General features: G+C 39.6%; 19 protein-coding genes. All 19 read right to left on the minus strand.

The window, feature by feature from the left end; all coding sequences use genetic code 11:
- Positions 1–116 precede the first annotated feature (116 nt).
- On the minus strand, positions 117–1316 hold the full coding sequence (locus tag ABH968_RS22455; protein WP_370047610.1) for a glycine C-acetyltransferase: 1200 nt from the start codon (positions 1314–1316) through the stop codon (positions 117–119).
- 59 nt (positions 1317–1375) lie between these two features.
- Positions 1376–2452 (minus strand): nucleotide kinase, encoded by a 1077-nt coding sequence (locus ABH968_RS22460; RefSeq protein WP_370047612.1) that lies wholly within the window; start codon positions 2450–2452, stop codon positions 1376–1378.
- Between the two features lie 100 nt (positions 2453–2552).
- Positions 2553–3188 carry a YczE/YyaS/YitT family protein gene (locus ABH968_RS22465; RefSeq protein ID WP_370047614.1) on the minus strand — a complete coding sequence of 212 codons (636 nt, stop codon included), beginning with the start codon at positions 3186–3188 and terminating at the stop codon, positions 2553–2555.
- A 319-nt stretch (positions 3189–3507) separates the two neighbouring features.
- Positions 3508–4002, minus strand: a complete 495-nt coding sequence (gene ybaK / locus ABH968_RS22470) for a Cys-tRNA(Pro) deacylase (RefSeq protein WP_370047615.1) — start codon at positions 4000–4002, stop codon at positions 3508–3510.
- A 24-nt stretch (positions 4003–4026) separates the two neighbouring features.
- Positions 4027–4758, minus strand: a complete 732-nt coding sequence (locus tag ABH968_RS22475) for a hypothetical protein (RefSeq protein ID WP_370047617.1) — start codon at positions 4756–4758, stop codon at positions 4027–4029.
- Between the two features lie 327 nt (positions 4759–5085).
- Positions 5086–5649, minus strand: coding sequence for a VanZ family protein (locus ABH968_RS22480; protein ID WP_370047618.1), 564 nt, complete (start codon positions 5647–5649; stop codon positions 5086–5088).
- 263 nt (positions 5650–5912) lie between these two features.
- Entirely contained in the window at positions 5913–7451 is a 1539-nt protein-coding gene (locus ABH968_RS22485; protein ID WP_370047620.1) for an acyl-CoA carboxylase subunit beta, read from the minus strand.
- A gap of 353 nt (positions 7452–7804) precedes the next feature.
- Entirely contained in the window at positions 7805–8587 is a 783-nt protein-coding gene (locus ABH968_RS22490; RefSeq protein WP_370047622.1) for an enoyl-CoA hydratase, read from the minus strand.
- On the minus strand, positions 8584–9501 hold the full coding sequence (locus ABH968_RS22495; protein ID WP_370047623.1) for a hydroxymethylglutaryl-CoA lyase: 918 nt from the start codon (positions 9499–9501) through the stop codon (positions 8584–8586). The genes ABH968_RS22490 and ABH968_RS22495 overlap by 4 nt, the downstream gene beginning before the upstream one ends.
- A gap of 12 nt (positions 9502–9513) precedes the next feature.
- On the minus strand, positions 9514–9726 hold the full coding sequence (locus tag ABH968_RS22500) for an acetyl-CoA carboxylase biotin carboxyl carrier protein subunit (protein WP_370047699.1): 213 nt from the start codon (positions 9724–9726) through the stop codon (positions 9514–9516).
- Positions 9727–9966: 240 nt separating this feature from the next.
- Positions 9967–11325, minus strand: coding sequence for an acetyl-CoA carboxylase biotin carboxylase subunit (locus ABH968_RS22505; protein ID WP_370047625.1), 1359 nt, complete (start codon positions 11323–11325; stop codon positions 9967–9969).
- Between the two features lie 16 nt (positions 11326–11341).
- Positions 11342–12976, minus strand: coding sequence for an AMP-binding protein (locus tag ABH968_RS22510; protein ID WP_370047627.1), 1635 nt, complete (start codon positions 12974–12976; stop codon positions 11342–11344).
- Positions 12977–13021: 45 nt separating this feature from the next.
- Entirely contained in the window at positions 13022–14164 is a 1143-nt protein-coding gene (locus ABH968_RS22515; RefSeq protein ID WP_370047629.1) for an acyl-CoA dehydrogenase, read from the minus strand.
- A gap of 294 nt (positions 14165–14458) precedes the next feature.
- A complete protein-coding gene (locus ABH968_RS22520; protein WP_370047701.1) occupies positions 14459–15088 on the minus strand; it encodes a TetR/AcrR family transcriptional regulator in 630 nt (209 codons plus the stop codon).
- Positions 15089–15534: 446 nt separating this feature from the next.
- Positions 15535–16587 carry a YkvI family membrane protein gene (locus tag ABH968_RS22525; RefSeq protein WP_370047631.1) on the minus strand — a complete coding sequence of 351 codons (1053 nt, stop codon included), beginning with the start codon at positions 16585–16587 and terminating at the stop codon, positions 15535–15537.
- A 76-nt stretch (positions 16588–16663) separates the two neighbouring features.
- Positions 16664–17770 (minus strand): o-succinylbenzoate synthase, encoded by a 1107-nt coding sequence (gene menC, locus ABH968_RS22530; protein ID WP_370047633.1) that lies wholly within the window; start codon positions 17768–17770, stop codon positions 16664–16666.
- Positions 17745–18584: a GNAT family N-acetyltransferase gene (locus ABH968_RS22535; RefSeq protein ID WP_370047634.1), complete on the minus strand. Its 840-nt coding sequence runs from the start codon at positions 18582–18584 to the stop codon at positions 17745–17747. Before ABH968_RS22535 ends, menC begins: the two co-directional genes overlap by 26 nt.
- 53 nt (positions 18585–18637) lie before the next feature.
- Positions 18638–19753 (minus strand): M20 peptidase aminoacylase family protein, encoded by a 1116-nt coding sequence (locus ABH968_RS22540; RefSeq protein WP_370047636.1) that lies wholly within the window; start codon positions 19751–19753, stop codon positions 18638–18640.
- Positions 19754–19758: 5 nt separating this feature from the next.
- Complete coding sequence (locus tag ABH968_RS22545; RefSeq protein ID WP_370047638.1) at positions 19759–20625, minus strand: MurR/RpiR family transcriptional regulator; 867 nt, start codon at positions 20623–20625, stop codon at positions 19759–19761.
- Positions 20626–20677: the final 52 nt, after the last annotated feature.

Genomic DNA, 20677 nt, shown 5'->3' on the forward strand with positions numbered 1-20677 from the left:
TACTATTAACCACCGCTCGTTTTTTCTTCATTATAAACAAAAATACCCTATAAGATGACCTTTTTGAAAGTGTCTATCTTATAGGGTACATTTTACTATTGAGGTAGCCCAATTTTTTATTGAATAACGCCTAGTTCACGACCGACCTTTTCATAGATTGCTAGAGCGTCGTCTAGCATTTCTTTTGTATGCGCCGCTGTAGGCATGTTACGAACACGTCCTGTGCCTTTTGGAACCGTTGGGAAAACGATTGATTTAGCGTAGACGCCCTCTTCAAATAGGCGACGTGAAAATTCCTGTGTAAGCTTTTCATCACCAATAATACATGGTGTAATTGGCGTTTCCGATTCGCCGATATTAAAGCCCAACTTAGCAAGACCTGCTTTTAGATAATCGCCATTTTCCCACAGCTTATCGTGAAGCTCTGTTGAGTCAATCAGCATTTGCACGGCCGCTGTAATTGCAGCAACATCACCTGGTGGTAATGCTGTTGAGAATAAAAATGGACGAGAACGCACTTTCAGCCAGTCAATTAAATTTTTCTTACCTGCTACATATCCACCAACAACACCAATTGCTTTAGAAAGTGTACCAATTTGGAAGTCAATTTCTTTTTCTAAACCGAAATGCTTCACAGTGCCCTTTCCTTTACCGGTTACACCCGATCCGTGCGCATCATCGACATATGTTATTAAATCAAACTCTTTCGCAATCTCAACGATTTCTGGTAATTTTGCAATATCACCGTCCATTGAGAATACACCATCAGTAATGACCATGACTTTATTGTATAAGCCTGATTCTTTTGCTTCCTTTGCCTTCGCACGTAAATCGTTCATATCTGAGTGTTTAAAGGCAATGATTTTTGCACGTGATAAACGACAGCCATCAATAATCGATGCATGGTTTAATTGGTCTGAAAGAATCGCATCATTTTTATCCATAACAGCTGAAATAGCTGCCATATTACAGTTAAAACCTGATTGGTAAGAGATAGCTGCTTCTGTTCCTTTAAATTCAGCAAGCTTTTCCTCTAATTTTACGTGTAAATCAAGTGTGCCATTAATAGTACGGACTGCTCCAGCCCCCACACCGTATGTCTCAATTGTTTCTTTGGCAATACGCTTTAATTCTTCATTCGTTGCTAAGCCAAGATAGTTGTTTGAGGATAGATTAATTAGATTTTTGCCACGTACCTGAATAATGGGTCCGTTTGCTCCCTCTACTGGATCAATTTCATTGTATAAGCCTTGTTCATGTAAGTTTTGTAGGTTTTCATCTAAAAATGCATTCAATACTTTTGACAAGCGTATCATCCTTTCCTAGGAAAACTGTTTCTAGCTCCTAGTGTAGCACAAGCATGCTATTAGAAAAATTACTTTGTTAATCTTTCGAATAGTGGGGCAGTTTTTTCTCGCCAAAGAGATGATGATAGACAATTATCTATTAATCGACGGACTGTATATTCCGCTTCCGCATAACGCTTCGAATAACCCATTGCATCCTGCATCGCCTCTTTATACTTTGCCCGAATATCTTCAATTTGAACTCCTGCTTCCTGTGAAATTGCGCAATGTTTCCCTATATCGAAAATTTCATCCCCTAGTCTTCCGTCCTGTGGGTCAAAGATATGAGGCTCTGTACTATCAAAGATACAGAAATTCAATTCCGGGATAATAACCATATCAACAGAGTTTGAATCTAAGCCGCACCAAATAATTTGTGCATCGAGGCCTCTCGTATTTGCTTCGTCTGCTAAACCTTTCATTAAAGAAGATTTACCTGTACCTGGCTTCCCTTTGATCATCAATCTTCGAGTTACATTTTTCGTTATGCTATCTACTGTATTTTCGGCCCCTCTCGGTGTTAATGTTCCGAGTAAACGATGCGTGCGTATTCCTGTTTTATTTAAGACGATCGATTGGAAAACATCTGTTTTTAGATTTTCAACCTGGTCATTTAATGCCTGCCAGTTCATACAGCTCTGTGTGACTACTTCCCAATCATCATGGATCTTTATAGCACTATTCAGCTTCGAAATACACTTCTCACGCCATGACTCTCGTTCCGTCATTGCATCAGCGAGCTGTTCGCCAACCCTTTCAAGCTGGATTTCTTCTAAGCAATCATAAAATGACATCACCCGATGCTTTGTGCCAAGGAAAATCGGTTCAATCCCCCACCCCGATGACCATACAAATAGTCGATTACATCCTTGAACATACACCGCCTCAACAATATCCTCCAGCAAAGCATGCTTAAACCATTCCACCGCAAAGCCTTGCTTCACATAAAAATACCCAAGCTCTTTAAGAAGCTCTGATCCTTTAAACGTAGGTGCACCCTGCAAAATATAAACTAATTCAGCCTCTTCCATCATTTCTTTATATAAATGTTTAACTCCTTGCCCAGTCAGTGCGTGTCCATAATAATAGGTCACATTTCCGTTCAATTTTCGATCCCCCTTTATCTTATGCCTTGCATTATATGAAGGGACCTTTTAAAAAATGAAGAGCTACTTTTATTTTTTACAAATAAAAGTAGCTTCTTATTTAATAGAATGGCTTCATGCCCTCTATATTACCAATACACTTCATTAATACCTTACGACAATAAGGTAACGAATATTGCACGATATAGCCTGATGTTAAAGCAATGACCACAGTACCAACGCCAACAGGACCTCCGAGTAACCAGCCAAAAATTGTTACAAGCACCTCGATACCCATTCGTGCTGTTTTAATCGTCCCGCCAAATTTTTCAACAAGAATCATCATTATTGTATCCCGTGGCCCCGCTCCCATATTCGGTGCAATATACATGCCACAGCCAAAGCTTAAAACAAATAAACCCACCACAAAATAAGTTATCTGTAAGACATAAATATTTGTTGACGGCAATAGCCAATTAAAAACATCTATAAATGATCCGATAAGTAGCATATTGAGCCATGTCCCGATTTTTGGCCATTCTCGTAAAATAATTGAAGTTGAAACAACAATTAAAAGCCCTGTTAAAATAGACCAAGTACCAATTGACAAACCAAAATTCTGAAATAAACCCACATGCAACACATCCCAAGGGCTCGTTCCTACGATTTTCCCTTTAATGGACATTGTAATTCCAAGCGACATCACCATTAAGCCACCAATAAAAAACGTCCAACGCCACCCCGTAATTTTCCTCATTTCATATCCTTCTCTCTATGTATGATATTGCTCTAACTGTACCCTATTTTCCACAAAAATCTTGAAGTATGAATTTTGGCTGTCTCCGTTGAAGAAAAGATTCTACAAAGTATCTTATGCAATGTGTATATAGCGTTAATAGAGCTAGTAACAACTTCTCTAAGCGGAATTTTCATGTAGTTGAACACCTGAGCGATTGTACTATCAGTTCTTCCGCTTAGCTGAGCAGTTCTTTATCCTACCCGAGCAGTTCTTCACCTTACCTGAGCATTTCTACTCTTACTTCCTGACAACTTAAATAAAAAAACTACCCAATTCATCATTCTTGGGTAGTGGTAATTGGTGCGAGCTTTGCCTTTGTCGCAGCGACTAAATCATCTAGCTGTACGTGGATTTGCATGCCGATTTTTCCAGCACTTACAATAATACTTCCTTGCTCCCTAGCCGACGCGTCGATGACAGTTGGATAAAGCTTCTTCATGCCGACTGGAGAGCATCCGCCTCGTACATAGCCTGTATAGTCGAGTAACTCCTTGACAGGGAGCATGTCGATTTTCTTCTCGCCTACAACCTTTGCAGCAGCTTTTAAATCAAGCTCATCTGCTACAGGAATAACAAATACAAAAAGCTTTTGTGCACTTGCCTTTGCTACTAATGTTTTGAAAACACGAGAAACTGGATGACCAATTTTTTCAGCAACCGAAATTCCGTCAACTTGGCCGTCGCCAGTCTCATATTCAATTACTTCGAACTGTATTTTTTGTTGCTCCAATAATCTTATAGCATTCGTTTTCACATGTTTTGCCTTAGCCATATTAAAAAACTCCCATCTGCAGCATTAGGCTATCATGGAGAACATAGGGTCATTTCCTGGTCGATAGCCGTCTTTCGCCATTTGAATATGAGTGGCATATTTTTCAGAAGCGTATTTAAATGTTCGCGCCTTAAATGCCTCCGCATAACTCTTACCGAAAATTGTATCCGCAAATGGATTTAATTTCAATTCCTTCGAAAAACGTTCTGGAACTTTAACTTCAATTACTTCACGCACAAAAGCGGGATCACTGTCACCTTTTTCTACCTCTTGACCATTTAGTTGCGCTTGCATGTGTGGAATTGCATTTGCACTTGCCGCTACACGTAAATCCTGTGGTGATGGTTGCGTGGGTGCTAGCGCTGTATTCCGCACCTGCTCTAGAATTTGTAACGTCTCCTCATCTGCTATAGGTGCTTCCTCATCTACATGCTTTAGTTGTGAATATGCAAGAGCTTCAGGCTTTTGCACTTGCTCATGAGCGAGCACATTCTTTTTCGTTTGTTGCAAATCTTGAATGATCGCTTGCTGTTGAGGCGTGACTTCTTTAGATTCCTCTTTTTGTTGCTCATAGAGATCTTGATCTGTATGCCCTAATAGTAAATTTTCTAGTTCAAGCAATAACGGATTTTTCTTTGGCTGAAAATACAGTGAGTTTTTTCGATATGCATCACCTGCTTGTTTTCGTTGTAAAATCTTTTTACGATTATAGTGTGATGAAATTCTTTCTTGTTCTATTAAATTGGATAGTTTCATATAATTCACCTCGGCTTTCTAATTTAATATGCAAGTTAAATAACAGATATGATAATATCTTCTATTAACTTTACCTATTCCGTTTGAACAGTTTCTTTACACTAATTATCGGAATTTTCTTTATCAAATTCAAGAGCAAATTAATACTAAGCTCCTAAAGGAATATTCCATTTTTGATTAAATAGGTATAAAGACCTTTAGTTAAATCCGTTTTTCTCATTCATTTATTACTGCAATATTTAATTTCAATAAAAAATATTACCGTTATCACTTTATAAATGATGTTAATTCACTACTAAAAAAACAGCCCTTCAGCAAGGACTGTTTCTATCTATCTTTTTTAGGTTTAATAAGTATACTTTTATAGGCTAAGTAACCGAGCCATGCTCCAAGTGTATTTAAAATTAAATCATCCACATCTGCTGACCCAACTGTAAAAATAAATTGGATAGTTTCTACCGCTAAGCTAGAGAAAAAGCCTATACAAATAACTGTCCGAGCTTTACGAAACTTTTTCGATAATAATGGAAGTAAAAAGCCCATTGGAGTAAATATTAATAAATTGCCGAGTAAATTAATGATAATGATATCAAAATTAAAATACTGAGAGTAATTTATATAGCGAAGAATTGTATCAAAGGGAACAAAATTTGTAGTTAATCGCCAGTTACTATAATCAAACAACCCTAATTCATCAAAAGAATATTCACCATTGAATAAAATAATGACTACATTCACTAGACGATCAATGACCAGTTTATAAAAAGCTATAATGGAATAAATACAAAAAAATATCCAACCTGTTATTTTGATTGGTAAATAATATGTATCTATCAATGAACGATAAGGTAATGGTAGCTTGGCACTACCCTGTATATTATTTTTTGTCATGCCTATACCACCTACTTCCCTGTATCCTCTCATAATTTTAATATGCCCCTCTTCCCCATGCAAGTGGTAATAATAAGATGGGTAAAGCGTTTTAAAGCATACTCGCACATTAGGAGTACTCTATCCCCCTATACTATACGTTTGTCCAGGTTCAATTAGAAAAGAGATGAATAAACAAATTTTAGCAAGATATCATCATCGACTTTCTATGATGAACAAAAAAAAGCTGCCTCAATTAAACTGAGACAGCATTATTTCAGACTTTATACAGGATTTACTCCATGCTTACGTTCTGAGAATAATAAATATTTTGACATATAGAGCTCTAAACGTGATTCAAGTGCTTTTCTTAAATCATTTGGCTCAATAACATCGTCAATGATCAGCTCTGAAGCTAGACGATAGACATCGATTTCCTCTTGATATTCCTTGCGTTTCTCTGCAATAAAGCTTGCCTGTTCCTCTTTTGGGAGTTCAGCAATTTTATTTGCGTATACTGCGTTGACCGCAGCTTCTGGGCCCATTACAGCAATTTGCGCGTTGGATAGCGCAATACAGCAGTCTGGCTCAAAAGCAGGTCCTGCCATCGCATACAGCCCTGCACCATATGCCTTACGAACAATGACTGTTAATTTTGGAACGGTCGCCTCGCTCATGGCAAAAATCATTTTCGCACCATGGCGTATAATCCCTGCTTTTTCAACTTGCGTACCAATCATAAAGCCTGGTACATCTGCAAGGAAAAGAAGCGGAATATTAAACGCATCACAAAGTGAAATGAACTTTGCTGCTTTATCAGCTGAATCGTGGAACAAAACGCCCCCTTTTACGCGCGGTTGATTGGCAATAATTCCAACGGATTGCCCATTAATGCGTCCGAGTCCTGTAATTAATTCTGAAGCGAATAATTTTTTTACTTCACAAAACGAATCTTCATCAATAATACGTTCAATTAACTTATACATATCAAAAGGTACGTTTTGATTTTTTGGTATTAGTTCCTCAATCGATTTCTCAAATGAAGCTGGTGGCTTTGGAGCCTCTACCTTACTGCGCTCTGCATAGTTATTCGGGAAATAGCTTAAATATTTGCGAGCATAGGTAATTGCTTCTTGCTCCGTTTTAGCAAGCACATCTCCGCAACCGGAAACAGAACAATGCATTTTCGCCCCACCCATTGTTTCCAAATCTACCTTCTCACCTATCACCATCTCCGCCATACGTGGGGATCCTAAATACATCGATGCATTACCCTCTACCATGACTACAATATCGCAGAATGCAGGGATATATGCACCTCCTGCTGCCGAAGGTCCAAACAGTAAGCATATTTGAGGAATTTTACCAGAAAGCTTTACCTGATTATAAAAAATACGTCCTGCTCCTCTTCGACCAGGGAACATTTCTAATTGATCTGTAATACGCGCCCCTGCTGAATCGACTAGATACAGTAATGGACAATTTAGCTTTTCTGCTGTTTCTTGAATACGAATCATTTTTTCTACTGTACGTTTACCCCAAGAGCCAGCTTTAATCGTCGAATCGTTTGCTAATACACAAACAGTACGGCCATGGATTTTACCGATTCCTGTTACAACGCCATCTGCCGGTAAGTCCCCAGCTAAGCAGTTTGCGTACAAACCATCCTCTGATTGCAGCCCATCATCTAATAATAATTCGAGTCGTTCACGTACAAATAGCTTTCCTTGTTGTGCATTTTTATCGTGATATTTTGGTAGACCACCTGCTAAAATTTGTTCCTTCATTGTTTTAGTTGTATTTTCTGTCGGTACATTGCTCATATTTAATTCCTCCTTTTGCCCATTCGGTTACGCCTTAGCATAATTGCGATAGCACTTCGTATAACTTCTTCCTTACATTGCAATAATCGGTTCATCACCATAGCGTGGGGTTGATTTCCGTTCCGGTTGGGCGCTTTCCTGGGGGCGTCCGATGAGCCGCTTCACTCGCGTTGCTCGCTCCAGGGTCTCATCTGTGGCGCTGATCCCCAAGGAGTCGCCCAACCTCCACTCCAATCAACTTATACATATGGCATACTTTTAAAAAATATAGCCCTAAATTTTGATGATGTGCTTGGATTTTATTGTTTGTAGAATCCTACTTTAAAACCATTCAAAATCCTTCATCAGAGCTTCTATTTCCCTAAGTATTGCGGTGTTCGCTTTTCCTGGAAAGCTAGTAAGCCCTCTAATCGATCTTCTGTAGGAATCAGAGCATTATATGCAAGTGATTCGATTTTTAAACCAGTAGCTAAATCTACTTCAACACCTTGATTCATTGCGATTTTCGCCTGTACTAAAGAAAGCGGAGCATTTTTTGCCATTTCGAGCGCAAGCTGCTGAGCCTTTTCAAATACTTCATGTCCCTCATGAACATACTCTACAATACCGTAGCTTCTTGCTTCCTCTGCATTTAATCGACGTGCTGTATAAATTAATTCCTTCGCTTTTCCAATGCCAATTAGTCGCGGAAGTCGTTGTGTGCCTCCTGCCCCTGGGATGATGCCGAGAGATGTTTCTGTAAGGCCTATCTTTGCATGTGTAGCTGCAAGACGTAAATCACAGGCTAACGCTAGTTCGAGCCCGCCACCAAAAGCAACACCATTTAATACGGCGATAACTGGTTGAGCGAGTGCTTCTACTTTCGCTACTGTTGCCCCGATTAATTGCACAATCTGCTTTACTTGTCGGTCTGGCATCCCTTTACGCTCTTTTAAATCTGCTCCTGCGCAAAAAGCTTTTTCCCCTGCTCCTGTTAGTAAGACGACTCGCACTGCCGGATCACCATTTATGTTGTCGAGTGTCGTGCTCAGTTCTTGGAGTAATTGTACAGACATTGCATTCGCAGCTTCAGGTCTGGAAAGTGTAATAAGCCCAATGCAACCATCTAATAATTCAAAACGAACGAGTTGCGTCATAATTGACTTGCACTCCTTTCATTACGGGCAATCGCCATTTGTTTAGAGGCAACTGCTTTCCCTAGTTTCTGTTCAATAAATAACGCTGCCTCTAGCACTTTATTCAGTTCTACACCCGTTTTAATACCCATTCCATCTAATAAATACAATAAATCCTCCGTGGCTACATTACCTGATGCTCCTTTGGCATATGGACAGCCTCCAAGCCCACCAAGTGCGCTATCAAACTTGGTAATTCCCATTTCTAAAGATTTAACAATATTCGCTAGTGCCGTGCCACGTGTATCATGAAAATGCATCGCAAAATTTTCCACAGGGTATCTTTTTAACAATTCTTCTAAAAGACTTTCCACCTGTGTCGGTACACCAACACCAATCGTGTCACCAAGTGAAATTTCATCGACACCCATTTCTAATAATTTTTCTGTTACTCGCAAAACCTTTTCTGGTTGTATGTAGCCTTCATATGGACACCCAATCGCCGTTGAGATATAGCCTCGGACATTTTTATGCGCTGCCTTTGCTCCTACAACTACTTCCTCTAATATCGGAAATGTTTCATTAATCGCTTTATTTATATTGCTTTGATTGTGGCTTTCACTTGCCGACATAAAAACGCTCACTTCATCTACTTCAGCCTGCAATGCACGTTCTAAGCCACGCATGTTCGGTACGAGTGCCGCATACGTTATATCTTTTTGGCGTTTAATGGCTTGAAGTACCTCCACTGCATCTGCCAGCTGTGGAATCCACTTCGGATGCACAAAAGACGTTACCTCGATATAATTCAATCCAGTTTGGCTAAGTAAATTCACTAGCTGTACTTTATCGGCAGTTGCAAGATGCATTTTCTCATTTTGCAAACCGTCACGAGGACCTACTTCCTTTAACGTTACATGCTCTGGTAGCTGCATAAAGAAGCCTCCTTATTCGATTTCTAAAATATCATCATCAACGTTAATGAAATCCCCTTCGTTCACAATGATTTTTGTTACTACGCCATCTTCTTCTGCTGCAATAGGAATCTCCATTTTCATCGACTCTAAAATTGCCACATCTTGTCCTACTGTCACTTTCTCGCCCTCTGCTACAACGATTTTCCATACTGTTCCTGCCATGCTCGCTTTAACTGTTGCCATTGTAAATCCCTCCAAATGTATGAATGTACGGATATCCGTATGTAATTTCATATAACGCATTCGCACTAATGGTAAAGTGCGAATGCTTTTTATTAATTTCTCCATAGTGAATTGATGTTGTTGCTGTCGCTTCGCTTTCGCACAGATAAACATTTGTTGCTGTCGCTTCGCTTTCGCACAGATAAACATTTGTTGCTGTCGCTTCGCTTTCGCTACAATTAAACAATACGTCTGGAGGCTTTATTTCGTCTCTGCTAATTGAGGTAAATAATATTCATCTACAAATTTAGTTGTTGTAAGGCCCTTTAAAAATTGTTCATGTGTGACTGTTTTCAGCAGCATCGGAATATTTGTTTGAATGCCTTCTACTTTGTACGCTTTAAGTGCCTCAGTAAGTCTTTCACATGCAATTGCTCGTGTTTCTCCCCACACTACTAATTTGCTAATCATTGGATCGTAAAAAGGTGTTACCGCAGTGCCAGCCTCTACGCCACATTCATGGCGAATACCTTCACCTGTAGGTAATTCAAAAGCCGTAATTGTGCCTGGAGAAGGGAAAAAGGTCGAAGGATTTTCGGCGTAGATACGTACTTCAATCGCATGCCCTTTTCTTTTTATGCTATCGCGAGTAAATGCTAATGGTTGTTTAGCCGCAATCTTTAATTGCTCCTCTACAAGATCCAGCTTTGTAATTTCCTCAGTCACTGGATGCTCCACCTGTAGACGAGTATTCATCTCTAAGAAATAAAAGTTTTGCTCTGCATCTACTAAATACTCAATCGTTCCAGCATTCACATAGCCAATATGCTGAACTGCCTTGACTGACGCATCTAGCATACTTTTTCTTGTTTCTTCAGAAATGAAAGGAGATGGCGCTTCCTCAACTACTTTTTGATTTCTACGTTGAATCGAGCACTCACGTTCAAATAGCGGTACGACATTGCCATCATGATCTGCAATAATTTGTACTTCGACGTGATGAGGATTAGCAATAAATCGTTCCATATACATCGTGCCATCACCAAAGAATGACTGTGCCCGCTTTTGATTCCCTTCAAAGGCTTTTGCTAATTCCTCTGCATTGTCAACGAGCTGCATCCCGATACCTCCACCACCAGCAGAGGCTTTTAACATAATGGGATAGCCTAGACGGGAAGCAATTTCAATAGCTTCTGTTACATCTTTCACCGGTGCCTCTACGCCTTCAACTATCGGTACACCTGCTGCTTTCATTGTTTTCCGAGCTTCTAATTTACTACCCATCGAAGCAATAACATCCGCGCTCGGCCCAATAAACACTAAACCGGCCTCTGTACAACGTTTAGCAAACTCAGCGTTTTCTGATAATAAGCCATAGCCGGGATGAACAGCGTCAGCACCGCTTTCCTTCGCCACTTCAAGAATACGATCAATATTTAAATAGCTTTGTGCAACAGGTGGTTTTCCGATACAGAACGCCTCATCCGCTTCCTTAACATGTAAACTTTCAGCGTCAGCCTCGGAATATACCGCAACTGTTTGAACATTTAGTCGTTTGCATGTTCTTATAACACGCCTTGCTATCTCTCCACGATTTGCAATTAAAACCTTCTTGAACATAACACTGGCCCCCTTTTTACTTCACTGTTGCACCAAAACTCTCTCGCAATCTATACTTTTGAACTTTTCCTGATGCAGTCATCGGATAGTCGTCGATAAAGAAAATATGTCGTGGAATTTTATGTCTGGAGATTTTATCCCGACAATAATCCCGAATCTCTTCCTCTGTTGCCTGCTCTCCTTCTCGCAAAATGATCCAAGCTGCCGCTTCCTCTCCATAAACAGGATCAGGAACACCTGCAACTTGTACATCTGCAATTTTTGGGTGTGTGTAAAGGAACTCTTCAATTTCTCGAGGAGATACATTTTCACCACCACGAATAATCATATCTTTTAAACGACCTGTTACACGTACATAGCCCGCCTCATCCATCGTTGCCAAATCCCCAGTATGCAGCCAGTCATCCTCATCTATTGCAAGAAGCGTTTCTTCTGGGTTTTTATAGTAACCTTTCATGACTTGGTAGCCTCGCGTACATAGCTCCCCTTGCTCATTCGGCGCAGCTTCTTCGTCTGTACCGGGAACGACGATTTTAACTTCCAGATTCGGCAATGCACGGCCAACCGTTTCTACCTTTAACAATAGCGGGTCATCTGCTCTCGTTTGTGTAATAACAGGTGAGGCTTCTGTTTGTCCGTAACAGATAGTAACATCCTTCATCCCCATTTTGTCGATAACGGCCTTCATCACCTCAATAGGACAGTTAGAACCAGCCATTACTCCAGTACGCAACGTTGATAGATCAAAAGACTCAAAATTCGGTAAATTCAGTTCACTAATAAACATCGTTGGTACGCCATGTAGCGCGGTACATCTTTCTTTTTCAACCGTTTTTAGCACCTCAGTAGGTGAAAATTCCTGAACTGGCACCATCGTCCCGCCACTAGTAGTAATCGCTAATGTTCCAATTACACAGCCAAAGCAATGGAAGAATGGCACAGGGATGCACAAGCGATCTTCAGAAGTTAAACGCATACATTCTGCAATATTAATCGCATTATTGACTAAGTTATAATGCGTTAACATAACACCTTTTGGAAAACCTGTTGTTCCCGAAGTATATTGAATATTAATAACATCATCATAATGAAGTGCTTGCTGTCTTTGATCTAATTGCTCCTCTGTTATTTGCTCTGCAGCAGATAAAACATCAGACCAGTTTAGCACTCCAGGGTATTTTGTCTCGCCAATTAAAATAACATTTTTCAATAAAGGTAGTCGCTTTGATTGCAAATTACCTGGTTCACAATGTTCAAGCTCTGGACATAACTCTTGCAGTGTATTCAGAAAAGAATGGTCTCGATAATTTTCAATTAAAATAATCGTTTTTGCATCGGATTGCTTCAATAAATATTCCAACTCGCTTGAACGATAATTAGTGTTGACAGTTACGATAGGGGCACCCATTTTACCTGTACCAAATTGCAGCTGTACCCATTCCGGGACATTGGTCGTCCATACTGCAATATGCTCGCCCTTCTCTATGCCAAGAGCCATCAACCCTCTAGCTACTAAACGACTTTGCCGATTGAGCTCCTCGTAGGTCATACGTAAATCCCTGTCTGCATACACTAATGCTTCCCGCTGTGGATACTTTTCAGATTGTTCATCTAGCAATTGACCAATAGTTTGATACACAAGTTCTGCCATGAAAACCCTCCTTATTTATGCCATTTAAGATAATTAACAGCCAAATTAACAGCCAATTAGACGAGAAATAACGAGACGTTGAATTTCAGACGTTCCTTCACCGATTTCCATTAACTTAATGTCACGCAGATGACGCTCTACGTCGTATTCTTTCATATATCCTGAACCGCCGTGAATTTGAATGGCTTGATTACAAGTGCGGAAGCCCATTTCAGAAGCAAATAATTTTGCCATTGCCGCTTCCTTCCCGAACGGTTTCTTTTGATCTTTAAGCCATGCCGCCTTATGTACTAACGTACGTGCAAGCTCTATCTCCATTGCCATATCAGCTAATTTAAATTGTATTGCCTGTAGTTTCGATATTGGTGCACCAAATTGTTCACGTTCTTTTGCGTATTTTAACGCTTTCTCATAAGCTGCCTGTGCAATTCCTACAGATAATGCAGCAATGGAAATACGCCCACCGTCTAACGTGTTTAAAAATTGGCTAAATCCACGTTTTTCATCCCCTAAAAGATTAGCCCTTGGTACACGAACATTTTGCAAAATAATCTCACATGTATTGGAGCCACGTACACCCATTTTGTCGTAATTGCAGTTGATCGTTACGCCAGGAGTGTTGGTTGGTACAATGATAGATGAGATAATTTTTTTACCATCTTCACGTTTACCTGTCACTGCTGTCACAATAATTTGGCGTGCAAAGCCAGCGTTTGTGATCCAGCATTTTTCACCATTAATGATGTAATCATCACCATCAATGACAGCTGTTGTAAGTGTCCCACCAGCATCTGAACCTGCATTGGGCTCTGTTAGACCAAACGAACCTAATGTTTCCCCCTTCGCTAACGGAACAAGCCATTCCTGCTTTTGCTCCTCTGTGCCAAAATTGTAAATAGGCGAAGCACCTAAGCTAACTGCAGCTGCATAGCTTAATCCTGTACCGCCACATGCACGACCGATTTCTTCAACAGCAAGTGCATAGGAAACCGTATCTCCGCCTGAACCGCCATACTCTTCAGGAAACGGGATCCCTAATAAGCCTAGCTCTGCCATCTTTTTAAAGCTCTCTATTCTCATCGTCGATGTCTCGTCAACCTCACGAGCATACGGTTTAATTTCATTTTCAGCAAAATCACGCACCATGTCTCGAATCATCACTTGCTCTTTCGTTAGTTCAAAGTTCATCCCCAGTCCCCCTAATGTTTAATGTGCCATAGCAGATTTCGTTCAGATGTCAATTGCACAAATACCGACTAGTCGGTTTGTTTTAAATGTTAATCAATTTCGCCTTGGCGTAATTGCGTCCGGATTTTGAATTGTGCCTGCACAATTCATTCCTTTGAAAATCCGTGACATCCGCCGGAAGCTTTATCTTCGTTCAGTGGGTGTTTGGATACCTACTGAAAAAGGAACTACATCATCATTCATCTCTCCACCTTTAGAGGTGGAAGTCTTCTGCTGAATGAAGATAAAACCAGTTTATTCTGCTGGCTTCTCCTTGATCATAAATTGAACTGCTTCTTCCATTGCTTGTTCAGTGACAATCGCACGCAATACCATATCCGTAAATACTTCTGTAATTTCCTCCATTGTTAATGGACCTGATTGCTTAAACCATTTGTATGTCCAGTTAATCATCCCAACAATAGCCATCGTTACAATAGTGCAAGGTAGTTCTGTACGAAAATCCTTTGTTTGCTGGCCTTCCGCTATGACTTTTTGTAAAATATCCCGATATTGATCTCGTTTTTTATGAATAATTTCACTATATTCCTCTGGTAATGAACGACTTTCCTCATAAAAAACAGTAATATGTGCTTGGTACATATCAAATACTTGGGTCAGTGTTTGTAGCATTGCACATAAACGTGTAATCGGTGTATCGTATTTGTCATATGCCTCCTGTGACTGTTTAATAACATATGAAATAAATACATCGTGAATTTCATACAACAATTCATCTTTCGATTTAAAATTATGATAAAATCCACCCTTTGATGCACCAATATATTCAACAATGCGATCAACAGTGACATTGTGATAGCCATCTTCCTGAAATAGCACTACAGAAGCGTCAACAATGCGTTGTTTTAACGTTTTCTTTACCATAGGCATCTATCATCCTTCTTATAACTCTTTACTCCATCACTCCTTATAATTAGAAAAAGTTTTGGGTCATCGCCATAGCATGGGTTGATTTCCGTTCCGGCTGGGCGCTTTCCTTGGGCGTTCATTCGGAACGGAAATCAACTTACGCATATGACATACGTTTTAGCAAAATGCCATCCCATCGCTCGATGACGAAACCTGATTTTTCTTAATTATAAAAAAACTATGACACCATTAATATAGCATTCCCAAAAATTAGTGTCTAGCACCAAAGTAGATTTTGTTTAAAGTTACGAGAATTTATTTCACATAAAGTAGAATTTTAGAAATAAATACGCATAAACAAACATACAATTATTGTATGTTTTCCACCTTATTTTCATTACTAAAACCGTAAAAAAATCCCCTAGCGCTGTACAATAACACTAGAGAATCTCAAAAACAATTTATAAAGATTTTGGTATTTTACGTAGCCACGAGATGATGATTGCAATAATTAATGCAAAGCCTAAATACCCCATTGTTGAATAAACCTTGCCAACTAATGTCGTGAACCCTACTAAACTCGCGACAAAGCCTATTAAACCAATCACCACGATACCTATTTTAAAATATTTATGATCAGGCGCTATAAAACGTACTGCAAACGCATAAAGCATCCCTACAGCTGTATTGTACATCATGCCTAATAAAGCAATGGACATTAAGATACCCACTACAGGATGAATTTGTTTTGCTAGCTCTAATGTCGGCATTGCTGCCCCACCAACTACGTCCATTTTAACGAACATAGCGATATTAATTAGTATGATTAAGACACCGAGCATTAAACCCCCAAGAAGACCGCCTAAACCAGCAATCTTGCGCTCTTTTACTGTTCCCCCCATAACAATTAACATCGCAGTACCAGCAGCTATGTTATAAGATACATAAAGCAGTGCCCCAAGTATCCAATTTGAAGCCGCAGATGTTTGCTCTTTCGCTAACACATTCTGTTCTGCAATGGTTAAGTCCATTGTGAAAATGGAGTAAATTAAAATAATAAAAACGATCCCCATTAAATATGGTGTCACTAAAGCTATTATATTAATAATATTTTTTACATTTAATAGCAATGTTAAAATCGTAATGATTACCATAAAAATACTGCCAATCATCGGATTTATACTAAACATTTGCTCAAATGTTGACCCCGATCCAGCAAACATAACAACCGCAACACCAAATAAGAAGAATGTAATGACAATATCTAATAGTACCCCAACATAACGTCCACCAATTTGATATATAACCTCTTTATGGGATGTCGTTTGTGAATCCGCTCCTAATTGCGCTAGACTCATCCCTAGAAAGGCAAATGCGATTGTTGCGACAATTCCCCCTGCTATACCGTAAAGACCAAAGCTCGTAAAATATTGCATAATTTCCTGTCCTGATGCAAAGCCAGCACCAACGATTAATCCTACAAATGCGCCACCTATTTGCCAACTTTTTTTCATAGAACACCCGCTTATCTAATCAATTATATTCATAGGCTTCCTAACGAAATATACTTCTTGTACTACTCAAGTCACGTTATTTATATGTTTTCTGTGCTACTGTGAATAAATCGATCGTCTCTCTATTTACTTTATAGCCGATACCCGCTTTTTGGGGAACTTCAATATAGCCGTCCTTTACCACAACTTCTGGGTCGATAATATCTTTTTCCCAATAACGGCTTGAGCCTGCAGTATCTCCAGGTAAAATAAAATTCGATAATGTAGTTAATGCCACGTTATGTGCACGACCAATACCAGACTCCAGCATACCGCCACACCAGACCGGGATGTTATTTGCCTCACAATAATCATGTATATTCTTTGCTTCTGTTAAGCCACCAACACGTCCAATTTTTATATTAATAATTTTAGTACTGCCTAACTCAACAGCTTTACGTGCATCCTCTAATGAATGGATACTTTCATCCAAGCAAATTGGCGTATCGATTAATTTTTGTAATGCTGCGTGATCAATGATGTCATCTGACGCCAATGGTTGCTCGATCATCGTTAAATTAAAAGCATCTAGCTGCTTGAGCGTTTCAGCATCTGACAGACGATAAGCTGAGTTCGCATCCGCCATAAATGCCACATCAGGGAACGCTTCACGTAATGTACGCATGACTTCTACATCCCAACCTGGCTTAATTTTGATTTTCATTCGTTTATAGCCTTCTTTAACAAAACCATCTACTAACGCTACTAAGTCCTCGATTGATTTTTGAATACCGATACTGATCCCTACTTCAATGTTGTCCTTTTTGCCACCGAGTGCAGCTGCAAGGGATTGATTCGTCTGTTGGGCATAAATATCCCACACAGCACCTTCAATCGTGGATTTCGCCATATTATTTTTGCGAATTGGTTTAAATAGCTCATTGACCTCATCCGGATGCTGAAGCTCTTTATTTAAAATAAGAGGAATTAAAAAATCCTCTAGCATATGCCAGTTCGTTTGCAATGTTTCCTCGTTGTACCAAGGAGAATAGAACGCTACAGATTCTCCCCAACCGATTGTTCCTGCTTCATCCTTGGCCTCTAAAACTAAAAAATCTTTATCATCAAATGTGCCAAAGCTAGTTGTAAATGGTTCTTTTAATTTCATTTTTAAATGTCTAATAGTAATTTCCGTAATTTTCATATTGATTTTCCCCTTTCAGACCTAAAGTTTCTAATTTTACGAGAACATACTCGTTGTAATTTTCTTGCTGCTGCAATTGAACTGCAGCATAACCTTGTGCAAATAATCGTTGTAAAATATGTCGCGTTTTGAAACGCCATTCCAATGCTAATGTCGGGTCTTGCAGCTTCAATGCTTGAAAATCCTTTGGCACAGGTAGTGTATATAAATCTTTGTTATATTTTAAATTTTCAGTTATATCTAAGTGTGGGAATCCTTGTTCATTTAGTACACAACTTGCCACTGGTATGGCATCCGTTGTATCTATTGAAACACTTTTACTTACATAATCAGAAGTTATATACCAGCACACCTCAAAACGATCTGAAGGTAACCCTTTATTTAAGCCATCCTGCATTTCACCGTAGCAATTTTCTATATACGTAGAACAAATACCATTTAACTTGGAAAGATTGAGAAAACCATTTCGTGTTTCCAGCGGATCAAAGGTCCACACCATTAAATCATAGCCCCGCTCAATAGCAATAGCTTGCTGGGCATATTTTAATTGTTCACCTATTCCTTTGGAGCGGTAATTTTCATCTATCCCTAACATATGGGAACATAAATAGCTTTTGCCCTCTCGAAACCCCGAAAAGCCATAGCTAAAGCCAACTAATTGATCACCATCATAGGCACCAACAACGATACCACCATTTTTCACAGCTGTTAAAGTTTGATGAATGGGAATAGAAGGCATGGCCCAAACGTTATATTCCAAGTGCTGAACTTGCTCCAGCTGTTCGATTGTCTTTATTTCCCTTACGTCAATCATTACTATCACCCCTTTCTATTCTTTATCCCATATTAACGGCCCTAACTTAGGGTCTATAAAGCTCTTAAAATAGCTCTCGTAATAATGTTCACACCTGTAATAAGCCGCTCTCGATTAAAGGTCATTTTCGGATGATGTAATCCTGGTGTTACACCACAACCTAAGCCAAGCATTGTTGCTTTCAGATTCGGACGCTCATACGTATAAAAATGAAAATCTTCTCCTCCAGGAGTGATGACTGGTGAAGCGCATGCTTTTTCACCGACTGTGTCAACAATAGCTGAATTCATATGTTGTAATGCCTCATCATTCACTAACGCTGCAACAATATGTGCATCAACGTGTAAGGAAATTTTCGCACCATACATCGCTTCTACCGATGCCTTTACACGTTCAATACCATCTGTGATAGCTTGCATTACTTCATTTGTTTGTGCTCGTGCATCAATACTAAATGTTGCTCTCCCAGGAATAATATTTGTAGCAGTACCTCCTGCATTAAATTGCGTCATTTTAACTGACGCTGAGACAGTGGGGTCCGTCCAAATTTTTTGTAAGCCTTCGACAATCGCTGCCCCTACCTCAATAGCATTAATGCCAAGTTCAGGTCGTGCGCCATGTGCCTCTTCTCCAATAATGGTCCCAGTAAAAAGCTTTGCTGCACCATGGTACAATGCTGGGGCATACGTTCCGTCCTGTAATTCTTTTAACGGACGAACATGGACACCAAATAAGTATTCTAGATGATCAATTAGCCCCTTCTCCACGAATGCGCGAGCTCCCTGTGCCTTCTCTTCAGCAGGCTGGAAAAGAATACGTACAGCGCCGGGGAGTAAATGCTCCATATCCTTTAACACTAGTGCCGTCCCAATAGCCATCGTCATGTGACCATCATGACCACAAGAATGATTGGCCTTAAATTCACCATCTACTTCCTGCCATAATGCATCAATATCCGTACGAAATCCGACTCTCGGTATCCCTTCCCCGATATCTACATACAGTCCCGTCATATCCTCGAACAACTGAGGCTCCATCTGTGCCTCCTTCAATAGATTGGCGATGTATTGCGTTGTCTTCTTTTCCTGCCAGCTAATTTCCGGATGCTCATGAAGATGTGTAAAAATATCAGCCAATCTCGGCTGTAAGTTTTGTAAAGCTTGGTTCATTTTATTCAACTCCATCGATTTGCTAAAAAGCTATTTTGGAAATCATCATATTTTACGCGTTGATTTTCATAATAGTCGTGATCTTGTGCAGTCATACCTGCAATTAGTGTATTTAAAAATGAGATCAGTGCAGGCATTGCATCAATCGTAGACATTTCCTGTTGTTCATTCACAAAAGTTATCGTCGCATATTGCGTGATAGGCGCAATTTTAGAATCCGTAATACCAATAATCTCACAATGTTTTTCTTGAATTTCAGCTGCCAACTGAATCGGTTCTTTAAAATAACGATGGAACGATAAAATAATGACCACACTATCCTCATCAATTTCTTGTAAAGTTCTAATGATTTCACTAGTTTCAAAATCTAAAAGCACTACGTTAGGACGTAACATATTTAACGTAAAATACAACCATTGTGCCGCTAAATGAGAGGACCCATTCCCAACAATATAGATTTTTTTCTTCGTATGCAGCAGGACGGCAGCACGATTAAAATCTGCCTCGTTAATGTTCTTAGCAACATTTAAAATACTCGATGCATCCTTTTCCATCGTTTTTTCATAAAAACGTGGTGTTTCAAAAAGTGCCTGCTTTGATTGCAAATAATTGTGCAAGCTACTGGCATTGCCCTCATTGAATAGCTGCATCGTAATCTCCCGCTGCAACTCAGCATAACCCGATAATCCTATAGCGTAGCAAAAGCGGATAACTGTCGTTTCACTTACCCCTGCCTTCTCCCCCACATATGCAGCTGAATGAACACCGACAGTCTGCAAATTTTTGAGGATAAAGATCGCTACCTTTTGCTGACTCTTCGAAAGCTCCTGGTATTTATGTTGAATGACTTGTTGAATTGTTTGATTATCCATTATAGAAGTACGTCCTTCTAATTTTATTTTTTGAAGTTTAAACTTCATTTTC

The organism is Lysinibacillus sp. RC79, assembly GCF_041262405.1.
Lineage (GTDB): Bacteria > Bacillota > Bacilli > Bacillales_A > Planococcaceae > Lysinibacillus.

Excerpts from the sequence above, each read along its gene's own strand:
- menC (WP_370047633.1), bottom strand. The coding sequence starts at position 17,770 with ATGAAAATTACGGAAATTACTATTAGACATTTAAAAATGAAATTAAAA.
- ABH968_RS22495 (WP_370047623.1), bottom strand. The coding sequence starts at position 9,501 with ATGCAGCTACCAGAGCATGTAACGTTAAAGGAAGTAGGTCCTCGTGAC.
- ABH968_RS22540 (WP_370047636.1), bottom strand. The coding sequence starts at position 19,753 with ATGAACCAAGCTTTACAAAACTTACAGCCGAGATTGGCTGATATTTTT.
- ABH968_RS22465 (WP_370047614.1), bottom strand. The coding sequence starts at position 3,188 with ATGAGGAAAATTACGGGGTGGCGTTGGACGTTTTTTATTGGTGGCTTA.
- ybaK (WP_370047615.1), bottom strand. The coding sequence starts at position 4,002 with ATGGCTAAGGCAAAACATGTGAAAACGAATGCTATAAGATTATTGGAG.
- ABH968_RS22545 (WP_370047638.1), bottom strand. The coding sequence starts at position 20,625 with ATGGATAATCAAACAATTCAACAAGTCATTCAACATAAATACCAGGAG.
- ABH968_RS22500 (WP_370047699.1), bottom strand. The coding sequence starts at position 9,726 with ATGGCAACAGTTAAAGCGAGCATGGCAGGAACAGTATGGAAAATCGTT.
- ABH968_RS22515 (WP_370047629.1), bottom strand. The coding sequence starts at position 14,164 with ATGAACTTTGAACTAACGAAAGAGCAAGTGATGATTCGAGACATGGTG.
- ABH968_RS22480 (WP_370047618.1), bottom strand. The coding sequence starts at position 5,649 with ATGACAAAAAATAATATACAGGGTAGTGCCAAGCTACCATTACCTTAT.
- ABH968_RS22475 (WP_370047617.1), bottom strand. The coding sequence starts at position 4,758 with ATGAAACTATCCAATTTAATAGAACAAGAAAGAATTTCATCACACTAT.
- ABH968_RS22520 (WP_370047701.1), bottom strand. The coding sequence starts at position 15,088 with ATGGTAAAGAAAACGTTAAAACAACGCATTGTTGACGCTTCTGTAGTG.
- ABH968_RS22525 (WP_370047631.1), bottom strand. The coding sequence starts at position 16,587 with ATGAAAAAAAGTTGGCAAATAGGTGGCGCATTTGTAGGATTAATCGTT.
- ABH968_RS22485 (WP_370047620.1), bottom strand. The coding sequence starts at position 7,451 with ATGAGCAATGTACCGACAGAAAATACAACTAAAACAATGAAGGAACAA.
- ABH968_RS22455 (WP_370047610.1), bottom strand. The coding sequence starts at position 1,316 with ATGATACGCTTGTCAAAAGTATTGAATGCATTTTTAGATGAAAACCTA.
- ABH968_RS22510 (WP_370047627.1), bottom strand. The coding sequence starts at position 12,976 with ATGGCAGAACTTGTGTATCAAACTATTGGTCAATTGCTAGATGAACAA.
- ABH968_RS22535 (WP_370047634.1), bottom strand. The coding sequence starts at position 18,584 with ATGATTGACGTAAGGGAAATAAAGACAATCGAACAGCTGGAGCAAGTT.
- ABH968_RS22505 (WP_370047625.1), bottom strand. The coding sequence starts at position 11,325 with ATGTTCAAGAAGGTTTTAATTGCAAATCGTGGAGAGATAGCAAGGCGT.
- ABH968_RS22490 (WP_370047622.1), bottom strand. The coding sequence starts at position 8,587 with ATGACGCAACTCGTTCGTTTTGAATTATTAGATGGTTGCATTGGGCTT.